Origin of the sequence: Streptomyces sp. E-08, assembly GCF_049913095.1 — a bacterium.
Taxonomy (GTDB): Bacteria; Actinomycetota; Actinomycetes; order Streptomycetales; family Streptomycetaceae; genus Streptomyces.
Genome location: NZ_CP183971.1, coordinates 3,684,798 through 3,711,586, shown reverse-complemented (window position 1 = coordinate 3,711,586; position 26,789 = coordinate 3,684,798). Strand labels below are relative to the sequence as shown.

The 26,789-nt window shown below is 71.9% G+C and carries 23 protein-coding genes; 10 read left to right on the top strand and 13 right to left on the bottom strand.

Features of this window, described 5'->3' with window-relative positions; all coding sequences use genetic code 11:
* Window positions 1-205 precede the first annotated feature (205 nt).
* The 3 genes from ACN9MM_RS16865 (at window position 206) to ACN9MM_RS16855 (ending at window position 5,191) form a co-directional block, all read left to right on the top strand.
* Window positions 206-1,936, top strand: coding sequence for an N-acyl-D-amino-acid deacylase family protein (locus ACN9MM_RS16865; protein ID WP_426364399.1), 1,731 nt, complete (start codon window positions 206-208; stop codon window positions 1,934-1,936).
* A complete protein-coding gene (locus ACN9MM_RS16860; RefSeq protein ID WP_426364398.1) occupies window positions 1,933-3,387 on the top strand; it encodes an aldehyde dehydrogenase family protein in 1,455 nt (484 codons plus the stop codon). The genes ACN9MM_RS16865 and ACN9MM_RS16860 overlap by 4 nt, the downstream gene beginning before the upstream one ends.
* Before the next feature lie 238 nt (window positions 3,388-3,625).
* Window positions 3,626-5,191 carry an APC family permease gene (locus tag ACN9MM_RS16855; RefSeq protein ID WP_426364397.1) on the top strand — a complete coding sequence of 522 codons (1,566 nt, stop codon included), beginning with the start codon at window positions 3,626-3,628 and terminating at the stop codon, window positions 5,189-5,191.
* Between the two features lie 76 nt (window positions 5,192-5,267).
* Here ACN9MM_RS16855 and ACN9MM_RS16850 read toward each other — a convergent pair whose 3' ends face one another.
* Window positions 5,268-5,486, bottom strand: a complete 219-nt coding sequence (locus tag ACN9MM_RS16850) for a hypothetical protein (protein WP_037676247.1) — start codon at window positions 5,484-5,486, stop codon at window positions 5,268-5,270.
* A 37-nt stretch (window positions 5,487-5,523) separates the two neighbouring features.
* Window positions 5,524-5,982 (bottom strand): carboxymuconolactone decarboxylase family protein, encoded by a 459-nt coding sequence (locus ACN9MM_RS16845; protein ID WP_426364396.1) that lies wholly within the window; start codon window positions 5,980-5,982, stop codon window positions 5,524-5,526.
* 23 nt (window positions 5,983-6,005) lie between these two features.
* Here ACN9MM_RS16845 and ACN9MM_RS16840 point away from each other — a divergent pair, with 23 nt between their 5' ends.
* Complete coding sequence (locus ACN9MM_RS16840) at window positions 6,006-6,479, top strand: GNAT family N-acetyltransferase (RefSeq protein WP_426364395.1); 474 nt, start codon at window positions 6,006-6,008, stop codon at window positions 6,477-6,479.
* Here the strand turns inward: ACN9MM_RS16840 and ACN9MM_RS16835 are convergent.
* Window positions 6,445-6,912: a carboxymuconolactone decarboxylase family protein gene (locus ACN9MM_RS16835; RefSeq protein WP_382863868.1), complete on the bottom strand. Its 468-nt coding sequence runs from the start codon at window positions 6,910-6,912 to the stop codon at window positions 6,445-6,447. The two genes, ACN9MM_RS16840 and ACN9MM_RS16835, sit on opposite strands and share 35 nt — an antisense overlap.
* A gap of 102 nt (window positions 6,913-7,014) precedes the next feature.
* Complete coding sequence (locus ACN9MM_RS16830; protein ID WP_426364394.1) at window positions 7,015-7,755, bottom strand: GNAT family N-acetyltransferase; 741 nt, start codon at window positions 7,753-7,755, stop codon at window positions 7,015-7,017.
* A gap of 110 nt (window positions 7,756-7,865) precedes the next feature.
* Here ACN9MM_RS16830 and ACN9MM_RS16825 point away from each other — a divergent pair, with 110 nt between their 5' ends.
* From ACN9MM_RS16825 to ACN9MM_RS16815, 3 genes are all read left to right on the top strand, one after another.
* Window positions 7,866-8,696, top strand: a complete 831-nt coding sequence (locus tag ACN9MM_RS16825) for an LLM class F420-dependent oxidoreductase (protein WP_426364393.1) — start codon at window positions 7,866-7,868, stop codon at window positions 8,694-8,696.
* A gap of 70 nt (window positions 8,697-8,766) precedes the next feature.
* Window positions 8,767-11,352, top strand: coding sequence for a bifunctional FO biosynthesis protein CofGH (locus ACN9MM_RS16820; RefSeq protein WP_426364392.1), 2,586 nt, complete (start codon window positions 8,767-8,769; stop codon window positions 11,350-11,352).
* A 177-nt stretch (window positions 11,353-11,529) separates the two neighbouring features.
* Entirely contained in the window at window positions 11,530-12,648 is a 1,119-nt protein-coding gene (locus ACN9MM_RS16815) for an ADP-ribosylglycohydrolase family protein (RefSeq protein WP_426364391.1), read from the top strand.
* Window positions 12,649-12,743: 95 nt separating this feature from the next.
* Here ACN9MM_RS16815 and ACN9MM_RS16810 read toward each other — a convergent pair whose 3' ends face one another.
* Both ACN9MM_RS16810 and ACN9MM_RS16805 read right to left on the bottom strand, forming a co-directional pair.
* On the bottom strand, window positions 12,744-14,273 hold the full coding sequence (locus ACN9MM_RS16810) for a sodium:solute symporter family protein (protein ID WP_426364390.1): 1,530 nt from the start codon (window positions 14,271-14,273) through the stop codon (window positions 12,744-12,746).
* Window positions 14,274-14,436: 163 nt separating this feature from the next.
* A complete protein-coding gene (locus ACN9MM_RS16805; RefSeq protein WP_426364389.1) occupies window positions 14,437-15,219 on the bottom strand; it encodes an SDR family oxidoreductase in 783 nt (260 codons plus the stop codon).
* A gap of 82 nt (window positions 15,220-15,301) precedes the next feature.
* Between ACN9MM_RS16805 and ACN9MM_RS16800 the strand changes: the two genes are divergently transcribed.
* Window positions 15,302-16,135 carry a hypothetical protein gene (locus tag ACN9MM_RS16800; RefSeq protein WP_426364388.1) on the top strand — a complete coding sequence of 278 codons (834 nt, stop codon included), beginning with the start codon at window positions 15,302-15,304 and terminating at the stop codon, window positions 16,133-16,135.
* A 119-nt stretch (window positions 16,136-16,254) separates the two neighbouring features.
* Here the strand turns inward: ACN9MM_RS16800 and ACN9MM_RS16795 are convergent, their stop codons facing one another.
* From ACN9MM_RS16795 to ACN9MM_RS16785, 3 genes are all read right to left on the bottom strand, one after another.
* Window positions 16,255-16,455, bottom strand: coding sequence for a DUF397 domain-containing protein (locus ACN9MM_RS16795; protein WP_030693525.1), 201 nt, complete (start codon window positions 16,453-16,455; stop codon window positions 16,255-16,257).
* 178 nt (window positions 16,456-16,633) lie between these two features.
* Window positions 16,634-17,494 (bottom strand): helix-turn-helix domain-containing protein, encoded by an 861-nt coding sequence (locus tag ACN9MM_RS16790; protein ID WP_426364387.1) that lies wholly within the window; start codon window positions 17,492-17,494, stop codon window positions 16,634-16,636.
* Window positions 17,495-17,697: 203 nt separating this feature from the next.
* Window positions 17,698-18,396: a GOLPH3/VPS74 family protein gene (locus tag ACN9MM_RS16785; protein ID WP_116160457.1), complete on the bottom strand. Its 699-nt coding sequence runs from the start codon at window positions 18,394-18,396 to the stop codon at window positions 17,698-17,700.
* Window positions 18,397-18,579: 183 nt separating this feature from the next.
* Between ACN9MM_RS16785 and ACN9MM_RS16780 the strand changes: the two genes are divergently transcribed.
* The gene (locus tag ACN9MM_RS16780; protein ID WP_426364386.1) at window positions 18,580-20,907 is read left to right on the top strand and encodes a D-alanyl-D-alanine carboxypeptidase family protein; all 2,328 of its coding nucleotides are present in this window, start codon (window positions 18,580-18,582) and stop codon (window positions 20,905-20,907) included.
* Window positions 20,908-21,056: 149 nt separating this feature from the next.
* Window positions 21,057-22,997: an MFS transporter gene (locus ACN9MM_RS16775; protein ID WP_426364385.1), complete on the top strand. Its 1,941-nt coding sequence runs from the start codon at window positions 21,057-21,059 to the stop codon at window positions 22,995-22,997.
* 180 nt (window positions 22,998-23,177) lie between these two features.
* Here ACN9MM_RS16775 and ACN9MM_RS16770 read toward each other — a convergent pair whose 3' ends face one another.
* The 4 genes from ACN9MM_RS16770 to ACN9MM_RS16755 form a co-directional block, all read right to left on the bottom strand.
* Window positions 23,178-23,543, bottom strand: a complete 366-nt coding sequence (locus ACN9MM_RS16770; RefSeq protein ID WP_426364384.1) for a hypothetical protein — start codon at window positions 23,541-23,543, stop codon at window positions 23,178-23,180.
* Window positions 23,544-23,617: 74 nt separating this feature from the next.
* Complete coding sequence (locus ACN9MM_RS16765) at window positions 23,618-24,550, bottom strand: M56 family metallopeptidase (RefSeq protein ID WP_426364383.1); 933 nt, start codon at window positions 24,548-24,550, stop codon at window positions 23,618-23,620.
* 4 nt (window positions 24,551-24,554) lie between these two features.
* Window positions 24,555-24,959: a BlaI/MecI/CopY family transcriptional regulator gene (locus ACN9MM_RS16760; protein WP_426364382.1), complete on the bottom strand. Its 405-nt coding sequence runs from the start codon at window positions 24,957-24,959 to the stop codon at window positions 24,555-24,557.
* 178 nt (window positions 24,960-25,137) lie between these two features.
* Entirely contained in the window at window positions 25,138-26,784 is a 1,647-nt protein-coding gene (locus tag ACN9MM_RS16755; protein WP_426364381.1) for a M64 family metallopeptidase, read from the bottom strand.
* Window positions 26,785-26,789: the final 5 nt, after the last annotated feature.

The window sequence follows — 26,789 nt, the reverse complement described above, 5'->3', positions numbered from 1 at the left end:
CGTCGTTCCGCCGGCGCGGAACCGGTGGGCACGACGGACGGGACGCAGGCCCACGACGGACGGGGCCCGGCAGGAGAGCGCGGGGTGGTGTCTTCCCGGATCACCGCCCCGTACCGGCCCCGGCCGGAGGCCGTTCCGCGGCGGCCCCCGGTCCGGGGCACACCCGCGTTCATGGACAGGCAGGCACGGACAGAGAGGGACCGTCATGCTCGACCACCTGATCACGGGCGCCACCGTCGTGGACGGCACCGGCGCCCCCGCCCGCATCGCCGACGTCGGCATCCGCAACGGGCGGATCGTCTTCCCCGTCCCCGGCGGGGCCACCGCCCGTACCACCGAGGACGCCACCGGCCTCGTCCTCGCCCCCGGCTTCGTCGACCCGCACACCCACTACGACGCCCAGCTGTTCTGGGACCCGTACGCCACCCCGTCCATGAACCACGGCGTCACCACCGTTGCCGGCGGCAACTGCGGCTTCACCCTCGCGCCCCTCCACCCGGACCGTCCCGAGGACGCCGACTACACGCGCCGCATGATGTCGAAGGTCGAGGGCATGGCCCTCAAGGCCCTGGAGGAGGGCGTCGACTGGGGCTGGTCGTCCTTCGCCGAGTACCTGGACGCCCTGGACGGCCGGATCGCCGTCAACGCCGGGTTCATGGTCGGCCACTGCGCCCTGCGCCGGTACGTGATGGGCGCGGACGCGGTCGGCGGACAGCCGACGGACGAGCAGCTGGAGCAGATGGTGGCCCTCCTCAAGGAGGCCATGGAGGCCGGCGCCTGGGGGCTCTCCACCACCCAGTCCGCCACCCACTCCGACGGCGACGGCGCCCCTGTCGCCTCCCGGCACGCCGCCCCCGCCGAGCTCATCGCCCTGTCCAAGGCCGTCGGCGAGCACGAGGGGACGCAGATCGAGGCGATCCTCGCCGGGTGCCTGGACCAGTTCTCCGACGACGAGATCGAGCTGTTCGTCGAGATGACCGCCGCCGCCGGGCGGCCCCTCAACTGGAACGTCCTCACCATCGACGCCGCCGTCCCCGAGCGCGTCCCGCGCCAGCTGACCGCCTCCGAGCGGGCCCGCAAGTCCGGCGGCCGGATCGTCGCCCTCACGATGCCGATCCTCACCCCTATGAACATGTCCCTCGGCACCTTCTGCGCCCTCAACCTCATCCCGGGGTGGGGCGAGGTCCTGGCCCTCCCCGTGCCCGAGCGGATCGCGAAGCTGCGGGACCCGGACGTGCGGGCCGGGATGCTGCGGCGCGCGGACTCCAAGGAGGCAGGCGTCTTCCGGCGCCTCGCGCACTTCGGCCGGTACGTCATAGGGGACACGTACAGCCGCGAGAACGAGGGCCTCACCGGACGGGTCGTCGGCGACATCGCGGCCGAGCGCGGCCAGGACCCCTTCCAGGCCCTCGTCGAGATCTGCGCCAACGACGACCTGCGGACCGTCCTGTGGCCGATGCCCAGTGACAACGACCCGGCCTCCTGGGCGCTGCGCCGGGAGGCCTGGGACCACGAGGACGTGCTGCTCGGCGGCTCGGACGCGGGCGCGCACCTGGACCGGATGTGCGGAGCCCCGTACACCACCCGCTTCCTCGGGGACTGTCTGCGCGGCCGGAAGCTGGTCCCGCTGGAGCGGGCCGTGAGGATGCTGAGCGACGAACCGGCCCGGCTCTTCGGGCTCCGGGAGCGCGGCCGGATCGCGGAGGGCTTCCACGCCGACCTGGTCCTCTTCGACCCGGAGCGGATCGACGCGGGCCCGGCGACCCTCGTGCACGACCTGCCGGGGGACAGCCCGCGCCTGGACTCGCGGGCGGTCGGGATCGTGTCGGTGCGGGTCAACGGCGTGGAGACGGTACGGGACGACGAGGTGACCGGCGCCATCCCGGGGAGGGTGCTGCGCTCGGGCCGCGACACGAGGACGGTGAGCACGAGGTGAGGACCGAGAAGCTCTTCATCGGCGGGGAGTGGGTCGAGCCCGACGGCGGCCACTACGAGGTGATCGACCCGGCCTCGGAGGAGGTCGTCGGCCTCGCGCCCGAGGCCTCGCGGGCCCAGGTGTACGAGGCGGCGGCCGCCGCCCGCGAAGCCTTCGCGACCTGGTCCCGAACGAGACCGGAGGAGCGGGCGGCGATCCTCGACCGGGCCGCCGACCTGATGGCCCGGGACGCCGAGGCGAACACGCTCCTCGCCCGGGCCGAGACCGGCGCCACCACCGGCACCGCGCGCGGGATGCAGGTCGCGGTCGGCTCCTCCCGCTTCCGCCGGTACGCGCGCGGGGCCATGGAGCCGGTCGAGCAGGCGCTGCCCCCGCAGATCAACGAGGACGGTCCGATGGGGAGGGCCGGGGTGTTCGGCGCGGTGGCGGTGCGGCGCCCGGTCGGCGTCGTCACCTGCATCACCTCGTACAACAACCCCTGGGCCAACCCGGCGGGCAAGATCGCCCCGGCGCTCGCGATGGGCAACACGGTCGTGGTGAAGCCGGCCCCGCAGGACCCGCTCTCCGTGTACGCGATGACCCGGGCCCTGGAGGAGGCCGGCGTCCCGGCGGGGGTGGTGAACGTCGTCACCGGCTCGGCGCAGGCGGTCGGCGAGGCGGCCGTCGACTCCCCGGACGTCGACATGGTCTCCTTCACCGGTTCCACGGCCGTCGGGCAGGCGATCGGCGAGGTCTGCGGCCGCTCGCTCAAGCGGCAGCTGATGGAGCTGGGCGGGAAGGGGGCGGCGCTGGTCTTCGACGACGCCGACCTGGACTCGGCGGTGATGGGGATCGGGACGACCTTCGCCTTCTACAGCGGGCAGATCTGCACCGCCCCGACCCGGGTGCTCGCCCAGCGCGGTGTGTACGAGCGGCTGATCGAGAAGCTGACCGGCTACCTCGCCTTCATGAAGGTGGGGGACCCGGCGGAGAAGGGGACGGTCGTCGGCCCGGTGATCTCGGCGGCCCACCGCGACCGGGTGGAGTCGTACGTCGAGCTGGGGAGGAAGGAAGGGGCGCGGGTCGTCGCGGGCGGCGAGCGCCCGGACTTCGCCCGGGGCTTCTACGTGGCCCCGACGCTGCTCGCCGACTGCACCAACGAGATGCGGGTGGTGCGGGAGGAGATCTTCGGCCCGGTCGTGGTGGTCGTCCCCTTCGACGACGAGGAGGAGGGGATCGCGCTCGCCAACGACAGCGACTACGGCCTGATCGACTACGTGTGGTCCGGTGACGTGGCCCGCGCCTTCCGGGCCGCGGCCCGGCTGAGGGCCGGCGGGGTGGGCGTGAACACGATCGGCCGGAACATGGAGGCGCCGTTCGGCGGCTTCAAGAAGAGCGGTGTCGGGCGGGACGTCGGCTCGTACGCGCTGCACGCGTACAGCGAGCTGCAGGCGGTCGTCTGGCCGGGGTGAGAGCCCTGCGGAAAATTCCTCGGGAAAATTTCGAAACGGACATTCAGGACACTGCTGCGGTTCCCGCATATCGGACACTCGCCACCGGACCTACCGGTTGGTCGGCTCGCCTCGTTTGTCGATCTTTCAATCATTGGCGAGTGTCCGATTCGACCCGCGCAATGCAAGGCGATGATCGATCAAGTGAGCGGACTTCGATCCTCCGGATGTGGAAACCGCAGCATTTAACGTCCTGTTCATGACTCAGGTGGACGTGCGGCCGCAGGCCGGAGACACGGTAAGGGGCGTCGACGCTCAGGGCGACACCTCCGGCGTGCGCACCAAGGGCCTCGGCGGCAACTCCGTAGGCCTCCTCGGCAGCGCCGTCATCGGCATCTCGACCGTCGCCCCCGTCTACTGCCTGACCTCCACGCTCGGCTCCACCGCCGGCGAGGTCGGACTGCAGATGCCCGCGATCTTCCTCGCGGGCTTCCTCCCGATGCTCCTCGTCGCCTTCGCGTACCGGGAGCTCAACAAGGTCATGCCCGACTGCGGCACCTCGTTCACCTGGACCGTGAAGGCCTTCGGGCCCAAGATCGGCTGGATGTGCGGCTGGGGCCTCGTCATCGCGACGATCATCGTGCTGTCCAACCTGGCCGGCGTCGCGACCTCCTACTTCTGGCTCCTCGCGGGCGAGATCAGCGGCAGCGACTCCATCGCCGCCCTGGACGACAACAAGGCCGTCCACATCCTCACCTGCCTGACGCTCATCGCCGTCGCCACCGCGATCAGCTACCGCGGCATGACCGCCACCAAGGGCATCCAGTACACCCTCGTCGGCCTCCAGCTCGCCGTCCTCGCCGTCTTCGTGGCGATGGCCGTCTCGAAGGCCGGCTCCTTCGAGACCTCGGTCGACTTCTCCTGGTCCTGGATGAACCCCTTCGCGGTGCAGTCCTTCGCCGCCTTCACGGCCGGACTCTCGCTCTCGATCTTCATGTACTGGGGCTGGGACGCCTGCATGGCGACCAACGAGGAGACCACCGGCAGCGCCAAGACGCCCGGCCGCGCCGCCCTCATCGCGATGGTCGTCCTGGTCGGCTCGTACCTGGCCACCGGCGTCGCCGCCCAGATGGTCGTCGGCTCCGGCGAGAAGGGCCTCGGCCTCGCCAACCCGGAGACCTCCGACAACGTCTTCGCCGCCCTCGCCGGCCCCGTCATGGGCCCCACGCTCGGCATCCTGCTCTTCGTCGCGGTCCTCGCCTCCGCGGCCGCGAGCCTCCAGACCACGTTCATCCCGGTCGCCCGCACGGTGCTCGCGATGTCCACGTACGAGGCGCTGCCGAAGTCCTTCACCAAGGTCCACCCGGTCTTCAAGACCCCCGGCAAGGCCACCGTCGTGGCCGGCGTCGCCACCGGCGTCTTCTACACCGTGATGACCCTGGTCAGCGAGCACGTCCTGGTCGACACCATCTACGCGCTCGGCCTGATGATCTGCTTCTACTACGCGCTGACGGCCTTCGCCTGCGTCTGGTACTTCCGCGGCGAGCTCTTCCGCTCCGTCCGCTCCTTCGCCTTCAAGGGTCTCCTGCCGGCCCTCGGCGGCCTCATGCTGACCGCCGTCTTCGGCAAGACGCTCTACGACATGTGGGACCCGGCGTACGGCTCCGGCTCCGCGGTCTTCGGCGTCGGCTCGGTCTTCGTCATCGGCGTCGGGCTGCTGCTCCTCGGCGTGGTGATCATGCTGGTGATGCAGCGGAGGAGCCCCGCGTTCTTCCGCGGCGAGATCCTGACGAAGGAGACCCCGTCGATGGTGATCGCGGACTGACGCCCTCCTGAGGCGTCCGAGAAACGCGAAGGCGGCGGGCCCGTGGGGGGTCCCGTCGCCTTCGTCTCCGTACCGGTCAGTGGTGGCCGGGGAGCAGGCGTTCCACCGCCGCGTTCGCGGGCGGGAGGTCGGGGGTGCCGGCCGGCTTGGCCTTGGGGGTCAGGACGCCGCTGAGCGGCACGACCGAGGGCAGGTTCATGCCGCCGGTGTCGGCGGCGGCGGTCCCGGCGGCCGCGCCGGCGGCACCGGCGGCGGCGAAGACGGTCAGGGCTGCTGCGGTGAGGATCCTCTTCATGCCCGCTCCAACGCGGACCACGCCGGTCCGGTTACGACTACCAGGTCCCGCCGGCCGGCTGCCGGGTCGTCGCGTTGAGCCGGTTGAAGAGGTTGCTGACCCCGATCCACAGCACGATCTGGGCCAGCTGCTTCTCGTCGTAGTGCCGGGCCGCCTCGTCCCACACCGCGTCCGGCACGGCGTCCGGGCGGTCCGCGAGCCGGGTCGCGTACTCGGCGAGGGCGAGCGCGGCCCGCTCCTCCTCCGTGAAGTACGGCGCCTCCCGCCAGGCGGCGACGGCGTGCAGCCGCTCGTCCGTCTCGCCCTCCTTCTGCGACTTCAGGGCCCCGCCGACCACGCAGTACCCGCAGCCGTTGATCTGGCTCACCCGGAGGTGGACCAGGTCCAGGGTGGTGCCCGGGACGGCGCCACCCGACTGGACCGCCTTGATCAGCTGGAAGATCGCGGGACCCGCCTCGGGCAGGACGGCGGCGGGGTTGGGCATGCGTGCGGACACGGAGATCTCCTTAGGATGCGTGCATGTACGGTGAAACGAACTGGGTGCTGCGCCCGGGCCGCGCGGAGGACGTCGAGCCGATGGCCGACCTGCGGGCCGAGGTCATGCGGCCGGACCTGGAGCGTCTCGGCCGCTACGACGCGCACCGGGTGCGCCAGCGGCTGCGGGACGGCTTCTCGCCGGCGCACACCTCGGTGATCGAGATCGACGGCGCGCTCGCCGGATGCGTGACGGTGCGCCCGTACGAGGACGGCGAGGGGCTCTACCTCGAACACTTCTACCTCGCCCCCGAGACCCGGGGCCGGGGCCTCGGGACGGCGGTCCTGCGCGAGCTGCTCGACCGGGCCGACGCGGCGGGGGTGCCCGTCCGGCTCGTGGTCCTGCAGGGCAGCGCGGCCCGCCGGCTCTACGAGCGGGAGGGGTTCACGTTCGAGTCCGAGGACCCGGTGGACGTGACGCTGGTCAGAACCCCGCGCCCGCGGGCTGCCGGACGGTGACGTTGAGCCGGTTGAACAGGTTGGTGACGGCGACCATCAGCACGATCGCGGCGAGCTGCTTCTCGTCGAAGTGGTCGGCGGCGGCGTCCCACACCTCGTCCGGCACCGCGTCCGAGACGTCGGCGAGCCGGGTCGCCGCCTCGGCGAGGGCGAGCGCGGCCCGCTCCTCGTCCGTGAAGTACGGCGCCTCGCGCCAGGCCGCCACGGCGAACAGCTTCTCGTCGGCGACCCCGTTCTTCCTGGCGCTCTTGGCGCCGTAGTCGACGCAGAAGCCGCAGTTGTTGATCTGGCTGGCCCGCAGGTGCACGAGCTCCAGGATCGACTCGTCGACGCCGCCCTGGCGGGTGGCCTTGACCAGGTTCTGGATCGCCGGACCTGCGTCGGCCAGGACGTAGGCGGGGTTGGTCATCCGGGCCTGGGGCGTGTGCGCCATGGTGATCGCTCCTCGGTGTCGGTCGTTCGCTGCCTTCACCGCAATGACGGACCGCGCGCCGGGGATGTGACACGGCGGGAGAACTTTTTCCGGGATTCTCTTTCAGGCCTCCGCGATGAGGGCGGTCGCGACCGTACGGAAGCCGAGCCGGCCGTAGAGACGGGCCACGTCCGCGTCCGAGGCCGTCAGGAACACGAGCTCCGCCCCGCGGGCGCGGGCGTCCGCGACCAGGGCGGCCGTGACCGCGAGCCCGAGGCCCCGGCGCCGCGCCGTCGGGACGGTGCCGACGCCGACGACCTCCGAGACGGCCCCGACGGGCTGGTGCTGGCCGGCCGCGAGGGCGCCGCCGTCGGCGTCCAGGGCCGCCGCGAGCCGGGTCAGACCGGACGCGAGGCGTGCGGAGACCTGGGCGGTGCTGCCGGGCTGCGGCTCCGCCCCGAAGGCGGCGTACGGGGCGGCGACGGCGCTCTCCAGGGCGGAGTCGTCCGCGCCCACCATCCGTACGGTGACGCCCTCGGGCTCCGGTACGGCGAGCGGCGCGCCCTCCAGGACCATCAGCGGGTGCTCGTGCACGGTCAGCCCGGTCGCCTCCACGGCGGCCCGCAGTCCCGGTGTCGTCTCCGCGACCCACTCGAAGGCCTCGGGCACCCCCAGCTCCCGCTGCCGGGCCCGCACCGTCTCCACGGCCGCCACGGGGACCTCGCCCGTGTGGCCGAGCGCGGGGCGGGCGTAGTAGGGCCAGCCCGTGCCCTCCCGTACGAACAGGGTCAGGGCGCCGAACTCCTCGGCGCGCGCGGCGGAACGGGGGACGGCGTCGTAGTACGTCTCGATTACCTTCAGCACCGGGCCATCCAAGCAGCCGGGCCGCGATGGCGCCGAGGCAATTTCCGGGGGAGTACGAGAAGCCCGCCGCACCTCTCGGAAATCCGCACCGCACGCCCTACCGTGCCGCTATGCGGATCTCGACCACGATCTTCCTGACCGACGAGACCATCAGCCCGGTGCGGCTCGCGCGCGAACTGGAACAGCGCGGCTTCGCGGGGCTCTACCTCCCCGAGCACACCCACATCCCCGTCTCCCGCGAGACGCCCTACCCGGCGGGCGGGGAGCTGCCCCGCGAGTACGCCCGGACGCTCGACCCGCTCGTGGCCCTCGGACAGGCCGCGGCGGTCACCGAGCACCTGGGCCTGGGCACCGGCATCACCCTGATCACCCAGCACGACCCGATCGTCCTCGCGAAGCAGATCGCCACGCTCGACCACCTCTCCGGGGGCCGGTTCACCCTGGGCCTCGGCTTCGGCTGGAACCGGGAGGAGGCCGCCGACCACGGCGTCGACTGGTCCACCCGCCGGGAGCTCGGCCGCGACCGGCTCGACCTGATGCGGGCCCTGTGGGCGCCCGGACCGACGGCGTACGAAGGGGAGTACGGCGAGTCCGTCCGCGCGTCGGAGGTCTGGCCCAAGCCGGCCGGCGGCGCCCCGCGCGTCCTCCTGGGCGGCGCGGCGGGCCCGAGGCTCTTCGCGCAGATCGCGGCGCAGACCGACGGCTGGATGCCGATCGGCGGCCGGGGCCTGACGGAGTCCCTCCCGGTCCTCCGCGAGGCCTGGGAGAAGGCCGGCCGCGCCCCGGACACCCTCCAGCTCGTCCCGTACGCGGTCCTCCCCAGCCCCGGAAAGCTCGCGCACTACGAGGAACTGGGCTGCGAGGAGGTCGTCCTCCAACTCCCGCCGGGCGACGAGAGGGAGGTCCTGGAGGTGCTCGACGGGTACGCGCGGTACCTCTGAACAGGAGCCGGGGCCGGGTTCCTGCGGGGACCCGAACCTGCGGTGTGCGGGGCGCTCGTATGCTCGGTCCATGACGGATCACCAGGCAGGACGACCCACCGAGAACGCCATGCGCCGAGCCCTCAAGCGGGCCAGGGACGGGGTCGCGCTCGATGTCGCCGAGGCCGCCGTGCTGTTGCGGGCGCGGGGGACCGATCTGGAGGACCTCGTCGCCTCCGCCGGGCGCGTCCGCGACGCCGGCCTGGAGGCGGCCGGGCGGCCCGGGGTCGTCACGTACTCGAAGAGCGTGTTCATACCGCTCACCCGGCTCTGCCGGGACAAGTGCCACTACTGCACCTTCGTCACCGTCCCCGGCAAGCTGCGCCGGGACGGGCACGGGATGTTCATGTCGCCGGACGAGGTCCTCGACATCGCCCGGCGCGGCGCCGAGATGGGCTGCAAGGAGGCGCTCATCACCCTCGGGGACAAGCCCGAGGACCGCTGGCCCGAGGCCCGCGAGTGGCTCGACGCGCACGGCTACGACGACACCATCGCGTACGTCCGGGCCATGGCCATCCGCATCCTGGAGGAGACCGGGCTCCTGCCCCACCTCAACCCCGGCGTGCTGTCCTGGACCGACTTCCAGCGCCTCAAGCCCGTCGCGCCCTCCATGGGCATGATGCTGGAGACGACCGCGACCCGGCTCTGGTCCGAGCCCGGCGGCCCCCACTACGGGTCCCCCGACAAGGAACCGGCGGTGCGGCTGCGGGTGCTGGAGGACGCCGGACGGTCCTCCGTCCCCTTCACCTCCGGGCTGCTGCTCGGCATCGGGGAGACCCTGGAGGAGCGCGCCGAGTCCCTCTTCGCGCTGCGCCGGATCGCGCGGGCCTACCACTCGATCCAGGAACTGATCATCCAGAACTTCCGCGCCAAGCCCGACACGGCCATGCGCGGGATGCCGGACGCCGAGCTCGACGACCTCGTCGCCACCGTCGCCGTCGCCCGGATCATCATGGGCCCCTCGGCCTGCCTCCAGGCCCCGCCGAACCTCGTCGACTCCGCGTACGAGCGGCTGATCGCCGCCGGCATCGACGACTGGGGCGGCGTCTCCCCGCTCACCATCGACCACGTCAACCCCGAGCGTCCCTGGCCGCAGATCGAGGAGCTCGCGGCCCGGTCGCGGGCAGCCGGCTTCGAGCTGCGCGAACGGCTCTGCGTCTACCCCGAGTTCGTCACCCGGGGTGAACCCTGGCTGGACCCCCGGCTCCTCCCGCACGTCCGCGCCCTCGCCGACCCCGAGACCGGCCTCGCGAACCCCGAGGCCCCCGTCCGCGGCCTGCCCTGGCAGGAGCCCGACGAGGCCTTCACCGCCACCGGCCGTACGGATCTGCACACGGCCATCGACACCGAGGGCCGCACCGGTGACCGGCGCGAGGACTTCGACGAGGTGTACGGCGACTGGGAGGCCCTGCGCGAGGCCGCCGCGCCCGGCATGGTGCCCGAGCGCGTCGACGCCGACGTCCGCGAGGCGCTCTCCGTCGCCGCCGACGACCCGACGCGGCTCACCGACGCCCAGGCGCTCGCCCTGCTGCACGCCGACGGACCCGCCCTCGACGCCCTGACCCGCATCGCGGACGACGTCCGCGCCTCCGTGGTCGGCGACGACGTCACGTACATCGTCACGCGCAACATCAACTTCACCAACGTCTGCTACACCGGCTGCCGTTTCTGCGCCTTCGCCCAGCGCCGCACCGACGCCGACGCGTACACCCTCTCCCTGGACCAGGTCGCGGACCGCGCCGAGCAGGCCTGGGACGTCGGCGCCGTCGAGGTCTGCATGCAGGGCGGCATCCACCCCGACCTGCCCGGCACCGCCTACTTCGACATCGCCCGCGCGGTGAAGAAGCGGGTGCCCGGCATGCACGTGCACGCCTTCTCTCCGATGGAGGTCGTCAACGGCGCCACCCGCACCGGCCTCTCGATACGCGAGTGGCTGACCGCGGCGAAGGAGGCGGGCCTCGACTCGATCCCCGGCACCGCCGCCGAGATCCTCGACGACGAGGTCCGCTGGGTGCTGACGAAGGGCAAGCTGCCGACGGCGACGTGGATCGAGGTGATCAGGACGGCGCACGAACTGGGCATCCGCTCCTCGTCCACCATGATGTACGGACACGTGGACCAGCCCCGGCACTGGCTCGGCCACTTCCGGACCCTCTCCCGCATCCAGCAGGAGACCGGTGGCTTCACGGAGTTCGTGACCCTCCCCTTCATCCACACCAACGCGCCCGTCTACCTCGCGGGCATCGCCCGCCCCGGCCCGACCGCCCGGGACAACCGCGCCGTCATCGCCATGGCCCGGCTCCTCCTCCACCCGCACATCCCCAACATCCAGACCAGCTGGGTGAAGCTCGGCACCGAGGGCGCGGCGGAGATGCTCCGCTCGGGCGCGAACGACCTGGGCGGGACGCTGATGGAGGAGACCATCTCGCGCATGGCGGGCTCCAGTTACGGCTCGTACCGCTCGATCCGCGACCTGGAGGCGATCGCGGAGACGGCGGGACGGCCGGCGAAGCCGCGGACGACGCTGTACGGGGAGGTGCCGCGGGAACGGCAGTCCACGGCCCGAGCGTCGGACGGCCACCTCCCGACCCTCCTCCCGGTCCTGCCCCAGGACTGACCCCGGCCCCCGTGCGGGCCCGTCACCGCCCCGGCGGAACTAGGGCCCGCAACGGGGCGCGGAACACGGTCAAATGTGGCCCCGAGGGCGTCAGGTCACATAACGTTCCGCACCCCGAACCGCCACACCCGGTCGATTACAGTGCTGCGCAGACCGCCAACGGGGGGAGTGCACGTCGTGGCCACGACAGCCGCAGCCGTGTGGGGCCGCGCCGAGCAGCAGGACTTCCGGGCCCGGGTACGGGGCTGTCTCCTCGGCGGGGCCCTCGGCGACGCCCTGGGCGCCGGCGGCGACGGACTCACGCTCAAGGAGCTGCGCGAGGCCCACGGACCTGACGGACTCACCGACCCCGTGCCCGCGTTCGGCCGCCGCGGCGCCGTCACCGCCGCGACCCAGATGGCCCTGTTCACGGTCGACGGCCTCATCCGCGCACAGGTCCGCCGCGACACCGGCGCCTGGCACCCGCCCACCGACGTCCACCGCGCGCATCTGCGCTGGGCCGCGACCCAGCGCGACTGGGGCCCCAACGAGCGCCGCAAGGACAACGGCTGGCTCGCCCGCGAGGAGTGGCTCTACGCCCGCCGCACCCCGCCCCGCGCCTGCCTCACCGGCCTCGGCGACGAGGTCCTCGGGACGCTCGACAAGCCCAAGAACCCCGAGGCCGCCGACTCCGGGGCGCTCGTCCGCTCGGCTCCTTTCGGGCTGCTCGTGGGCTGGGAGCCGCAGCTCGTCTGCCAGCTCGCCGTGGAGTGCGCCGCGCAGACCCACGGCGCCCCGGCCGCCGGCCTCGCCGCGGGCGCCTTCGCGGTCACCGTCCACGGCCTCGCGCGCGGCGGCTCCGTGGAGGCGGCGGTGGCCCGCGCCCTGGAGCAGCTCGCGGTGCGCCCCGGCCACGAGCCGGTCACCGAGGCGCTCGGCCGCGCCCTGGGAGCCGTACGGGAGGGGGCGCCGGACGCGGACCGGGTGACGGCCCTGGGGGCCGGTGAGGACCGGGCCGAGGGGCAGCTGGCGGCGGCCGTCTACTGCGCCCTGGTCGGCGAGGACGTACGGCACGGGCTGCGGCTCGCGGTGAACCACGACGGCCCCTCGGCGGTGACGGGCGCGCTCACGGGCGCACTGCTCGGTGCCCTGCACGGCGAGACGGCCCTCCCGCCGGCCTGGCTGGCCGAACTGGAGGGCCGCGCGACGGTCCTGGAGCTCGCGGACGACTTCTCGATGGAGATGACCCAGGGCGCCGCCCTGCACGGCCCCACGGAGTCCTCGCCGGGCTGGCTGGCGCGCTATCCGAGGGGCTGAGCGGCCGGGTCCCGCCTCGCGCTATTCGAGGGTCTGAGCGGCTGGGTCCCGCTCCGCGCTATCCGAGGGTCTGAGCGGCCGGGTCCCGCCCCGCGCTATCCGAGGGGCTGATCCGTGCGCGCCCCCGCCTGTGCGGGGACCGGCCCCCCGTCCGTGCCGAGCCGCTCCAGGAGCGCGTCCCGTTCCGGGGTGTCCTCGGGCTTCACGTACCCGATGAGGACGTACAGGACGAGCGAGGTCGCGAGCGGCGAGACGATCTGGATCTGGAGTTCGACGCCGTCGAGGCCGTAGTTGGTGAGCCAGAAGACGAGGAGTCCGGCCGCCCAGGAGGAGAGGGCCGCGGTGGGGCCCGACTTCCGGAAGGTGCGGAGCAGGCCGAGCATGAAGGGGATCGCGACGGGGCCCATGAGTCCGGCGACCCATTTGATGACGATGGTGATGATGTCCTTGAAGGTGGGGGAGTCGACCTGGGTGGCGACGGCCATCGACAGGGCGAGGAACGCGATCGTCGACCAGCGCGCGGCGACCAGCCCGGCCCGCTGGGTCCAGCTCCGGGCGGTCCGGCTGAGGACGGGCGCGATGTCGCGGGTGAAGACGGCCGCGATGGCGTTGGCGTCGGAGGAGCACATGGCCATGGTGTGCGAGAAGAAGCCGACGACGACGAGCCCGAGGAGCCCGTGCGGCAGCAGTTGTTCGGTCATCAGGGCGTACGCGTCGGAGCCGTCGGGCTTCTTCGGGTGGACGAGCAGCGGGGCGCACCACATGGGGAAGAAGAGGACCAGCGGCCAGACGAGCCAGAGGGCTGCGGAGAGCCGCCCGGAGCGCGTGGCCTCGCGGGCGGACGGGGTGGCCATGTAGCGCTGGGCCTGGTTCCACATGCCGCCGCTGTACTCGAAGGTCTTGATGAAGAGGTAGGCGAGGAGGAAGGTCAGGGTGTACGGGCCGGCCGTCGGCGCGGTGTGGCCCTGGAGCTCGGGCCGGTCCCACACGGTCCACAGGGCCTCGAACCCGCCCAGTCTGCCGAGGACCGCGACGAGCATCGCGACGCCGGCGAGGAGCTGGATGACGAACTGGCCCAGTTCGGTGAGGGCGTCGGCCCAGAGCCCGCCGACCGTGCAGTAGATCCCGGTGACGACGCCGGTGACGAGGATGCCCTGGTTGAGGGAGATGCCGGTGAAGACGGAGAGGAGGGTCGCGATGGCGGCCCACTTGGCGCCGACGTCGACGATCTTCAGGAGGACGCCGGACCAGGCGAGGGCCTGCTGGGTGGGGAGGTCGTAGCGGTCCTTGAGGTATTCGAGCGGGGAGGCGACCCGGAGGCGGGAGCGCAGGCGGTTGAGGCGGGGCGCGAAGAGGTGGGCGCCGATGGCGATGCCGATCGCGATGGGGAAGGACCAGGTGACGTAGGAGGTGACGCCGTAGGTGTAGGCGATGCCCGCGTATCCGGTGAACATCACGGCGCTGTAGCCCGACATGTGGTGCGAGATGCCGGAGAGCCACCAGGGCATGCGGCCGCCCGCGGTGAAGAAGTCGGAGACGGTGTCCACGCGCTGGTGGGACCAGACGCCGATCGCGACCATGACGCCGAAGTAGCCGATGAGCACGGCCCAGTCGAGACTGTTCATGCGTCCCCTCCATGAGGTCCGGTCCGTCTTGTGAACGCGGTTCATGGTGTGGGGAGTTGCGAGACCCGGACAATGCAAGGGAGGGTCAAGGGGTAGTAAAATCGTTCGGCTTACTGACCCTTGTTCACGCATATGAACTTGCGAGGGTGGGCCGGAGCGGGCGTCAGCGCATCAGCTCCCCCGCGTTGACCAGCAGTGACTGCCCCGTGATCGCCCGCGCCCGGTCCGAGGCGAGGAAGGCCGCCGCCTCCGCCACGTCCCCGTCCGTCGCGAGCTCCGGCAGTGCCATCCGCTCGGTGAGCCGGGCGAGCACCTCGGCCTCCGGAACCCCCTCGGTGTGCGCGGTGAACTGGACGTACGCCTGCACCGGCGGCCCCCACATCCAGCCGGGCAGCACCGTGTTGACGCGGATCCGGTGCGGCCCCAGCTCGTGCGCGAGCGAGTACATGGCCGAGGTCAGCGCCCCCTTCGAGGCCGCGTACGCCGCCTGCCGCACCTGCGAGGGCGCCGCCACCGCCGACTGCGTCCCGATCAGGACCACCGAGCCCCCGCGCTCCTTCAGTGCCGGCAGGCAGGCCCGGGTCATCCGCAGCGTGCCGAGCAGGTTCACGTCCAGCACACCCTGCCAGGTCGCGAAGTCCGCGTCCTCCAGGCCCCCGAAGTAGGAGTCCCAGGCGGCGACGTGGACCACCGCGTCGATCCCGCCGAAGCGCTCGACGGCGAGCGCGGCGAGCGCCTCGCACTGCTCCTCGTCGGTGATGTCCGTGGCCCGGTACGCGGTGCGGCGGCCCTCCGGGTCGATCTCCGCCGCCGACTTGGCGAGGTTGGCCTCGGTGCGGGCGCCGAGGACCGCGTGACCCCCGTCCCGTACGACCGTCTCCGCGATCCGGTGCCCGAGCCCGGCACCGACCCCCGACACGACGACCGTCTTTCCCTGGAGCAGCATCCGGACCCCTCTCGACCCTGGCCATTCATCTGACGGCCCGTCAGAGTAGGACCCTGTCACCGACATGGGAAGGGGTACGAGAGTGAGCGAGGAGACCCGCAGCGAGACGTATGCGGAACTGGCGGCCGTCGGGCCGTACGGCGTCCGCCCCGGCCACGCGCTGATCACCATGGTCGAACCGCACCCGGGCCAGGAGTACGCCTACAACCGCTGGTACGAGGACGACCACTACTACGCCGGCGCCATGGCCATGCCCTGGATGTACGCCGGCCGCCGCTGGGTCGCCACCCGCGAGCTCCAGGAACTCCGCGTCCCCGAGAAGTCCGCCGTCGCCCGGCCCGTCACCGCCGGCTGCTACCTCTCCACGTACTGGATCACCGAGGGCCGCTACGACGACCACATGAAGTGGACCGTCGGCATCAACAAGCGGCTCAACCGGGACGCGCGGGTCCACCAGGCCCGCACCCACGTCTTCACCGCGTTCCAGGACCACGAGGCGACCGTCTACCGCGACGGCGCGGCCGGCCCCCGCGACTTCCACGCCCTCGATCACCCCTACGCCGGGCTGATCCTCCAGGTCGTCGACGCCCCGGGCCCCGGCGAACGGGCGGAACTCCTCGAACACCTCAGGACCCGCGAGCTGCCCCGCCGGCTCGTCGGCTCACCGGCGGCGATGGTGACGGTCTTCCGCCCGACCCCGCTGCCCGGCGACCGCATGACGTACGTGAAGCAGGTCGAGGGGGTCGACACCCGGCTGACCCTGCTCTGGTTCCTGGAGGAGGACCCGCGCACGTGCTGGACGGAGCACTTCGCGGACCTGGAGAGCCTGGGAGGAACCGAGGCGACGGTGGAACTGGTGGCACCCTTCGTCCCGACGGTCCCGGGAACGGACCGCTACGTGGACGAGCTGCGCTGACACCGTTCTGCGGCGGGAAGGGAAGCCGCCGAGGAAAAGAGCCGAGCCCCCTCGGCCAGGACGGCGGACCGGTCGAGAGGGCTCTCACGTACTGCTGGTGACGGCGTGCGCACCGGGGCTCAGAGGGCCCCGTTGCTCACCTCGCCGACGAACGCGTTCCACGATCCCGGTCCGAAAGAGAGCGACGGGCCCTCGGGAGCCTTGGAGTCCCGCACCGCGATCGCGGCCGTCACGGGGGACTTCACCTCGACGCAGGCGCCGTTGCCGCCCGAGTACGAGGACTTCGTCCAGGTGTCCGTACCACCCTGAATAATCGCCATGCTGCTCACTCCGGTTCTGCCGAGTCGTGTCTCTCGCCAACGTTCTTGATGGCGTGATCGACGCTACTCGCCGGTCCCGGCCGGCGGGGCCGGCGTTCACACGTCCGAGTGGCATATTCCAACTGGGCTTCCGTGGGAGCGATCACTCGGTGTACGGTGCCTGCCCCGCCGCCGGTGATCAGCCCTGGGCGTGCTTCTTCGCCATCTTCGAGATGAACTCCCGCGTCTGGTCGACGTTCAGCGCCTGCGCCCTGAGGTGCTCGTACATCACCGAGTACTTTCCGACGTCCTGCGCCTTCTCCAGGTACAGATCGCTCGTCACGCCCTCGATGTAGACGACGCTGGAGTCCGAGGTGTCCGGGAACTCCAGGATCGAGTACTGGCCGCTGATCCCCGGATGCGCGCCCATCTCGAACGGCAGCACCTGCACGGTGACGTGCGGCAGGTGCGACTGCTCGATCAGGTGCTCCAACTGCTCGACCATCAGCTGCCGGTTGCCGACGATCCGGTGCAGCGCCCCCTCGTCGATGACCGCCCACAGGCGCAGCGGACGCTCCTCGTCCCGGATCCGCTCCTGACGGCGGGTGCGGACCTGGACCCGCTTCTCGATGTCCGCGGGCGTCGACTCCGGCAGCGCGCCCGAGATCACGGCCTCCGCGTAGGAGTGCGTCTGGAGCAGCCCCGGGATGATCTGCGGCTCGTACATCCGCAGACTCTCCGCGTCCGTCTCCAGACCGATGTACACGCTGTACGGGATGTCGCCGAAGGCGTGCCACCAGCCCTGCTGGCGCGAGTCCTTGGCCATCTGCATGAGGGAGTCGACCATGCGCTCGTCCTCGACCTCGTACACGCCGCACAGGTCCCGGACGTCACGCTGGCTGATGGAGCGACGGCCGTTCTCCAGCCGGCTGATCTTGGACTGCGAGACGAGAAGGCGCTCGGCGACCTGCTCGGCCGTCATGTTCTTCGCCTCGCGGAGCTTGCGCAGCTCCTGGCCCAATCGGCGTCGCCTGACGGTGGGGTTGACGTTGGACGCCACGGAAACTGCACCTCCGGCTGTCTGCTGCGTAGCTGTGGGTATCTACCGCTTGGCAGACTGCCACCAATGGCCGGGTGCGCGCTGGGAAAACAGGACAACGCACATGTGCGGGACGGCCGTCCAGACCGTCCCGCACACCTGTGCGGCTCCCGGGATGGTTCTTCGGGATGGTTCCTGGTTCCTGGTGCCTGACGCGCGACGGATCAGTGCGCGGCCGCGCGGGCCATGCTGCCGCGAGGCTGCGCCGGGACGCCCGCGGCGCTCCGGCGCGGCTGTGCCGCCGCGCCGTTCTGGACGTCCATCACGGCGTGCGCCACGAGTCCGCCCATCGGGTCGTGCCGGATCAGGTCGCGCAGCCTGGACCGCGACGACCGTCCTTCGTTGCCGGGGTAGAGGTGCTTCCCGAGACCGACCGCATGGGCCAGCGCGGCAAGCGCCGCGGTCCGCGGGTCCGGCGGTACGCCGGTGCGGATCGCACTGTCCAGTCGGGCACGGATCTCCCGACTGATCGCCGTGTCCGTCGCCTGGTAGCGAGTCGTCGGCAACACCCCGCACATCTGGCCCTCCACGGCATGCACCATGCCGCATCGCTCCAGATGCGAGAGATACGTCTGACGGAGCCCCAGCCGGGGCCCGCCGATCCAGTGGACGGCCCGAACCGGGCTGCCGCGCCTGCGCAACAGCTCGAGTGCGGAGTCCAGTGTCGGATCTCCGGTCGGCCGTGGCATCACCACGGCGATACGATCCCCGTCAGGGGCTATCCGGCCTGCCAGAGCCAGCTCCACTAGCTGTGCTCCGGCCAGACCGAGGTCGAGCGACTGCGGCTGCGCTGTGGTACCCGTGGTCGGGTCCAGAGCGAGCAGCAGAAGCTCTTCCGGAATGGTTCTGCGGCTCCTGCCCATCCATGCCTCCCCGCGTGGATGAATGACAGGGTGACCCCTCTCACATTCATCTGTCGAGAGTGCCTGGGTGCTTCATCCGGGAACCAGTAGGTATGTCGTTCTCGTCTAGCACGGGAGCCAAGGGGTTCACACAGGACACTGGTAGACGGTTCGGACGTACGTATGACGCATGGAGGAGGCACGGTGGCGGGCGAGTCCCCCGACAAGGCGGAGCAGCAGGGGTCGTCTCAGGAGACGGCGGCCTCGGGCGGCGGCGGCCGGGATCCTCGGCTTTCCGTGCTCCGCGAGTCAGAGTCCCCGTCGTCCTCGGCGGTTCAGGTGGACCAGCCGACGGCCGTGTTCAAGACTCTGGCGCCGCGCACGCCGGAGGACGACGAGCCGAAGGCGACGGGGGAGAAGGCGACGGAGACGGGGACGGAGGCGGGGACGGAGACGGGGACGGAGGAGCCGGCTTCCGAGCCGGCTTCCGAGTCGAAGCCCGAGCCGGAGAGCGATCGCCTGAAGGCTGCCGTGGCGGCCTGGGTCGCGACGGCGGAGGAGCCGGAGGCCGAGGAGTCCGGGGCCGAGGAGAGCGCCGAGGCGTCCGCCGACGAGCCCGAGTCCGAGGACGAGCCGGAGCCCGAGGACGACGGCGTGGCCGAGCCCGAGGACGAGGCCGACGATTCCGAGGCCGACGACGAGCCGCAGGACGGCGAGCCGGACGACGAGCCCGGGGACGAGTCGGACGACGACGAGTCCGAGGCCGACGACGACTCCGACAGCGAGCCCGTCGAGGACAAGGCTCCGTCCGCGCCCTGGTTCGCCAAGCGGAAGCCGTCCGGCGACGAGGAGCCCGCGGAGCCCTCCGACGACGCGTCCGAGGACTCCTCCGAGGACGAGCCGCAGGACGACGAGCCGGTCGACCAGCCGACGACCATGTTCAAGATGGTCCGTCCGCCCGTGGTGGACCAGCCGACGACCGCCCTGAAGCTGCCGTCCGCTCTCGCCGCGGACTCCGACAGCGAGCGCACCAGCGTCTTCCGGGCGCTGCGCCCCGACATCCCCGCCGAGCAGAAGGCCGAGAAGGCCGCCAAGGCGGTTCAGGAGGCCGCCAAGGCCCCCGCCGCCCCCGCGGCCGGTCCCCAGAGCGTCGGGGCCAAGGACGCCGCGCCCAAGGCCCCCGCCCCCGCACCGGCGCCCGCCGCGCTCGCCGAGGCGGAGCGGACCCGGCAGCAGCCGCTGCCCCCGCTGCCGCCGCTCGACCTGCTCGCCGAGCTGACCAACACGCCGCCCCCGCCGCCGACCCCCATGCGGACGACCCTGCGCCGGCTGCGGATCTGGACCCCGCTGGTGCTGCTCCTCCTGATCGCCTTTGCGATCGCGCAGATGGTCCGCCCGCTGCCCGCGCCCGCGCTGACCCTGTCGGCCGAGCCGACGTTCACCTTCGGGGGCGGCAAGCTCGACATGCCGTGGCCCGGCGAGGGCCAGGGTGCCGTCGAGGTCGAGGGCGTCGGTTCGATGGGCCTGTACGGAGCGCAGAAGCCCGCTCCGATCGCGTCCGTGACCAAGACGATGACGGCGTACGTGATCCTCCGAGACCACCCGATCAAGGGGAAGCAGCAGGGTCCCGAGATCACGATCGACAAGAAGGCCGCCGAGCAGGCCCATGCGACGCACGAGTCGACGGCCGCGGTCCAGGAGGGTCAGACCTACACGGAGAAGGAGCTCCTGGAGCTCCTCATGATCCCCTCCGCGAACAACGTGGCCCGGCTGCTCGCCCGCTGGGACGCCGGTTCGGAGGCCGCGTTCGTCGAGAAGATGAACGTCGCCGCGAAGGAGCTGGGCATGACCCAGTCCACGTACACGGACCCGTCGGGTCTGCTCGACAGCACCGTGTCGACCCCGCAGGACCAGCTGAAGCTGGCGAAGGCGGTCATGCAGTACGACGTGTTCCGCGAGATCGTGAACATGCCGAACCTGACGGTCGACGGCATCCCCGGCCGCATCGAGAACAACAACAAGATCCTGCTCGAACCGGGTGTGAGCGGCATCAAGACCGGCTCCTCGACCCCTGCCGGCGGCAACCTGCTCTGGGCGGCGAACACCATCGTCGACGGCCAGAATCGCCGCGTCCTCGGCATCGTCATGGGGGCCAAGAACGCCAAGATCCTCGACGACAAGCTGACCCTCGCCATCGACTACAGCCTCAAGCTGATCCAGCAGGCCCAGAAGGACGTCACCTCGGCCGCCGTGGTCAAGAAGGGCCAGGTCCTCGGCTACGTCGACGACGGCCTCGGCGGCCGGACCCCGGTCGTGGCGACCAAGGAGCTCAAGGCGGTCGGCTGGCCGGGCCTCCAGGTGAAGCTGGAGCTCACGGACGGCGGCAAGGCCGTCCCGCACTCCGGCAAGGCGGGCGACATCGTCGGTCAGGTGTCGATCGGCACCGGCGCCGGCAAGGTCAGCTCCCCGGTCGCCCTCTCGGCCGACCTGGTGGAGCCGGGCTTCGACAAGAAGCTCACCCGCGTGGGCTGACGGCCGGCCCCCAGAGACGCCACCCGCTCGGCCGGGTGCCCCGGAACCCCGGGGCACCCGGCTGTTAGCGTCTCCGGGGGACGAGAAGCACGCGTGACCTCGCGACGAGCGAGACGGGCAGCAGACGGGCAGTACGGGAAAGGGCCGCAGTGACCACCGCCGAGCCGACACGCGCCGACCGCGCGGACTCCGACCCCGACGTCTACCGTGATGCCCATGACGCTCGTGACACCCCGGACAGCGACGGCGCGTCGCCCACGGATACCGGCCCTGCTTCGCTCTCGCGAATAGTGCTGCCGACCCAGCGGCCCGCGCCCGCCCCCGCGCCGTCCCCGGCTCCCCCCGCTCAGGCCACCGCCCCCGTCCCCGCTCGCGCCCCGCGGCGCAAGCGCCGGTACACGGTCATGGTGGCCACCGGGCTCGCCGCCCTCACCCACGTCCTGTGGTTCTTCTTCTTCGCGAACAGCGGCGGGGACCTGGCCGCCCAGGACGCGTGGGCCGAGTTCGTCGGACGGCACCCGGACTCCGCGTACAACCTGGCCTGGTACGGCGGGATGCACCCGGTCTCGTACAGCGTGGTCTCGCCGTACCTGATGTCCTTGCTCGGCGTCCGCAGCACCATGATGGTCGCCGGGACGCTGTCGGCCGCCCTGACCGCGCTGATCCTGGTGCGGGTGCGGGCGGTCCGGAACCCGATGGTCTGCTCGGTCGCGGCCGTCTTCGCGTTCCTCTGCAACGCCCTCTCCGGCCGGGTGACCTTCGGCCTTGGCATGATGTTCGCGCTCGGCGCGGTCGCCGCCGTCTTCTGCTGGCCGCACCGCTGGCGCTACAAGCGCTGGGCGAAGGCGGCCGTCGCCGCCCCGCTGGCCGGCCTGGCGACTGCGTGCAGCCCGGTCGCCGGACTGTTCCTCGGGGTCGCGGCGGCGGCGCTCTTCCTCAACAAGCGGCGCCCCGGCGCGTACGCCCTCGGTCTCGCCCCGGTGGCGGTGGTCGCGCTCTCCTCCTGGCTCTTCCCCTTCTCCGGCACGCAGCCGATGGCCTTCGGCTCGACGGCGCTCCCGCTGCTCTTCGGGATCCTGACCTTCGTCCTCGTCCCCGGGGACTGGCGTACGGTCCGCACGGCCGCCGCCGTCTACACCATCGGCACGCTCCTGACCTGGCTGATCGACTCCCAGATCGGCTCGAACATCTCCCGGCTGCCGATGCTTTTCGCGGGCGTCGTGCTGCTCGCCGCGCTGCCGTACACCGCGCCGCGCTCACGCCGCTGGTACGCGCTGCTGCTCGCCGTCGCCGGCCTGAACTTCTGGATCGGCTTCAAGGGCGTCGACGACGTCATCCGTACCGCCCCGGACGCGTCCTGGGCGCGTGAGCTCGCGCCGCTCGTCAACCAGCTCCAGGTACGGGACGCGGGCAAGGCGCGGGTCGAGGTCGTGCCGGCGTCCAGCCACCGCGAGTCCTCCGCGCTCAGCCCGTACATCAACCTGGCGCGCGGCTGGAACCGGCAGGCCGACATGGAGCGCAACCCGCTCTTCTACGACGACACCCTCAACGCGGTGAACTACCAGGAGTGGCTCGACCGCTGGGCCGTCCACTACGTCGTCCTGCCCACCGGAGCCCCCGACTCGGGCGCCGAGCAGGAGGCGGAGCTGGTCCGCGAGGGACTGCCGTACCTCGACCAGATCTGGTCGGACGAGAACTGGCGGCTGTACGAGGTCGAGAACCCGACCCCGCTGGCGGACCCGCCCGCCCAGGTCCAGAGCGCGGAGGAGAACGAGGTGGTGATCCGGGTCGACAGCCCCGGCCGGGTCCTCATCCGCGTCCCGTACTCGCCGTGGCTCGCCCTCATGGACGAGGACGGCGGCAAGATCGAACCGCCGCAGGAGACCGAGGCGTCGAAGGCGGCCCGCGAGGAGTCGGAGACCGAGCTCCCGAAGGTCTTCGCCAACGAGGAGGGCTGCCTCTTCAAGGCGGAGGCGGACGCCGAGGGCGACGAATGGACGGAACTCGTCGCCCCGAAGGCGGGCGTCTACCGGCTGGCCGCGCCCTACAAGCTGTCGCGGGGCACGGCCTGCCCGGAGGAACTGCGCTGAGGCGAGCCGCGGCGGGCGTTCCCCACGGCGGGGGCGTGAGGCGTTCAGCATCGCTTCTTCGACGCGGTCGGCGGCTGGCGTCCTTCACCGGGCACGGCCGTCGGAGAGCGCTCGGCCCCGGAGTCGACGACGACCGTGTGCTCGTCCACGAAGGGCAGCGTGCCCGTGGTGCGCCCCGGCTCAGGCCAGGTCGGTCAGGTCGTCCGCGTACACCTGGGAGAGCGGCTGCGGGCCCACGTACTGCTGGCAGTTGCACTCACCGGCCTCGTAGCGGACCGGCTTCCTGTTCTCGTCCCAGGCCGTCGGCACCTCGACCCGCTCGTGGCAGCGGCCCTTCTTGTCGTGCTTCGCGAGATGGTGCGTGCACCCGCACACCGGCTCCGGCGTCTTGTGCACGGCCTCAAGGGCGAGACGTTCCTGCTTGGCCGCATCCAGGACTTCCATCTTCCGCTCGTGCCGATGGCGCAGCGCGGTGCGGACGTTGTCGGCGGCCCAGCCCAGGCCGCCGGTCCAGAAGAGGATGAGAACCCACCAGAACCAGTCCATGGCCTACCCCGTTTCCCCGTCGCCCCCGTTTCCCCCGGGGGGTGAAGGCCAGGATAGGACGGGCGGGCCGTGTGTCAGAGGGGGGTCGCGGCCTTCAGGATCACGAACAGCGTCACGGCCGAGTTCGCCGAGGAGAGTGCGGAGACGGTGGTGCCGGCCGCCGCTCCCCAGGCGGCGAGGCCCGCGGTGGTGAACACGGACGGCCAGCGGCGGGTGGCGGGAGCGGGGGCGAGCAGCGCGGCCACCCGGCGCGGTACGGGTCCGGCCACCGCGGCGAAGCCGGCGAGCGCCGGGGAGGGCGCGCCCCGCGAGACGAGCGCGGCCTTGCCGACCGCGCGGGCCACGGTGCGGCGGCTTCCGACGCGGGTGGCGGCGTCCTCGTCGGCCCACCGCTCGGTGGTGTAGGCGACGGCCGTGCGGAGGGGCCGCAGGAACGGGTTGGCGCGGGCGGCGAGCTGCACGGTCAGCAGGAACCTGTGGTGCCGGGCGTTCAGGTGGGCGCGTTCGTGGGCGAAGAGCGCGCGGCGCTCGGGCCCGGTGAGGGTGGCGAGGAGGGAGGTGGTGACGACGACGCGGTCCCTCCGCCCGGGAAGGGCGTACGCGTAGGGCTTCGGGTCGGGCAGGACGACGACGGAGGTGGCGGGCAGCCCGGCGAGGGCCCGGCCGGCGCGGCGGCGGACCCGGTGGTGGTGCCAGGCCGTGCGGGCGCAGGAGACGACCACGACGACGAGGGCGGGGATGGCGAAGCGGCCGGCGACCTCGTCGTACGGGACGGCCTCGCGCACCTCGGGGTCGGACCAGCCGTCCGGGAGCGGGTTGCCGGGGAGCTGGGCTGTGCCGACGACCATGAGCAGGCCGAGGCAGAGGGTGCTGCACACGGCGAGCACGCCCGAGAGGACGGTCAGCAGCCAGGTGGCCATCCTCGGGTGGAGGTGGTGGGCGGCGAGCCGGGCCACCGGCCACGCCGTGAGGGGCAGGACCAGCGGCAGGAAGACGAAGCCCCCCATGCCGTCAGCCTTCCGCCTCGCCGGGCTCCTGGGCCAGCAGGTCCCGCAGCAGGCGCTCGTCATGGGGGGAGAGTCCGGTCACGAAGCTGGTGAGCACCGCGTCCCGGTCGGCCTCGCCGTCCAGGACCTTCCGCATCCGCAGGGCCGCGAGTCCGGCCTCGTCGGCGACGGCGGTCCACTCGAAGGACCGGCCGGCCCGCTCGCGGCTCACGGCGCCCTTGGCGTGGAGGCGGGTGAGGATGGTGATGACGGTGGTGTACGCGAGCCCGCCGCCGAGGCGCTCCTGAACCCAGCCCGCGGTCCGGGCCCCGGGCGCCTGCCGGAGGGCGGCGAGCACCTGCGCCTCCAGCTCCCCCTGTCCGCGCCGCCGGGGGGAGACGCCCCGGCCCTCCCGCTCACTGTTCGTCATCCCGCAGCCCTCCCGCCGATGATGGACGCCGAAGGGCACCTGGTGACCTCACCAGGTGCCCTTGAGGAGTTCGATCGAGCGACCCCGGCAGGGCCGACCCGTGGCTCGACAATACCGCGAGGGGGCGCGGACGACCGCTGTCGTCCACCGTCGTCGGTATCGGCCGCGGCGGGCCGTGTCAGATGTCGCCGGCCACGATGGAGTGCGCGGCGTCACCGACCTTGCTCCAGGAGATTCCGGAGCCGGTGTAGCGGTAGACGGCGTCGGAGGCCGGGGCCAGTCGGTAGACGCTGTCGGTGGCGACGGCGAAGGAGGCCCCGGCGATGCCGATGACCTTCCAGGTGTCGGGAGTGCCGAGGTAGCTCCTCAGGTCGCCGGAGCCGGGTTGCGTGGCGACGAGTCCTCGTCCCCAGTCCCCGGCGTAGAGCTGCCCCGCGGGGCCGCCGACCTTCGTCCAGGAGTTCCCCGAGCCGTCGTAGCGGTATACGGCGTCCTTGCCCGGAGTGAGTCCGTAGACGGTGTCGTCGTTGACCGCGAAGGTGGCGCCGGCGCTTCCGATGTACTGCCAGCTGTCGGGGGTGCCGAGGTAGCGGTAGAGGTCGCCGGAGCTGGGGTTGGTGGCGACGAGTCCCCAGCCGCCGGCGTAGAGCTGCCCCGCGGGTCCGCCGATCCTGGTCCAGGAGCTCCCCGAGCCGTTGTACCGGTATACGGCGTCCTTGCTCGGGGTGAGTCCGTAGACGGTGTCGTCGGCGACGGCGAAGGTGGCGCCGGCGCTTCCGATGTACTGCCAGCTGTCGGGGGTGCCGAGGTAGCGGTAGAGGTCGCCGGAGCTGGGGTTGGTGGCGACGAGTCCCCAGCCGCCGGCGTAGAGCCGGCCCGCGGGTCCGCCGATCCTGGTCCAGGAGGTTCCCGAGCCGTCGTACCGGTACACGGCGTCCCTGCCCGGAGTCAGTGCGCAGATGTTCTTGGTCACCTTCGTCCGGGCCTGGATCACCTGACGGCACACCTGGCAGAACGGGGTGCCCAACTCCCGCATCTTGCAGTTGTGTTCGGGTCGGAAGGACCGGCAGTGGTAGTAGTGCGCGCCTTCGAAGCAGCCGGGCGTCCCGGCGGGAACCGTGCTCGGCCGTGAATCCACCGTCGCGCAGTTCGGGTTGGACATCGTGGGCAGGGCGGTGGTCGGAGCGACGGCCCAGCCCCACTTCAACGAGGAGCGGTCGGTCTTCAGCGTGACGTTCGGCTCGGCGGGTTCGCCGGCCGGGTGGGTGTCGTGCCCGGTCTCGTTGCCGCCGGCGTAGTACGCGTACTCGTCGGCCAGTCCGTACGCCGAGTGGCCGAGCTCGTGGATGGCGATCTCGGTCGCCCCGCCCGCGAGGGAGTACGTGCCGACGGAGCCGCCACTTCCCCCGTAGACCGTGGAGTTGACCACGACGAGCGCGACGGTGAACTCCGGGACCTGGGCGGCGGCTGTCTGGAGCGCCGTCGAGTTGTTGCAGACCAGCAGCCGCCTGATGCCGTTTCCGCCGAACGTGGAGTCGAAGTACGTGCGGGCCGTCGCGCCGGTGCCGCCCGCGGCGACGGGATCGTCGGCGCCCGTGTCGGTGGACGCGACGTTGACCCGCCAGATGTTGATGGATCGCCCGATCCTGTCGTACGGCGCGGTGGTGGTGAGCGCGGTGACGAAGTCGGTGCAGGCGGTGTCGAACGCGGTCTGCTGTGCGGCGGTGAACCCGTCGCCGAGCAGCACGACGGTGAACGCCCGGTTGCGCGGTGCTGTTCCGTGGATCTGGGTGCGGCCCTGGACGGTGCCGTCGGAAGTGGTCATCGCGG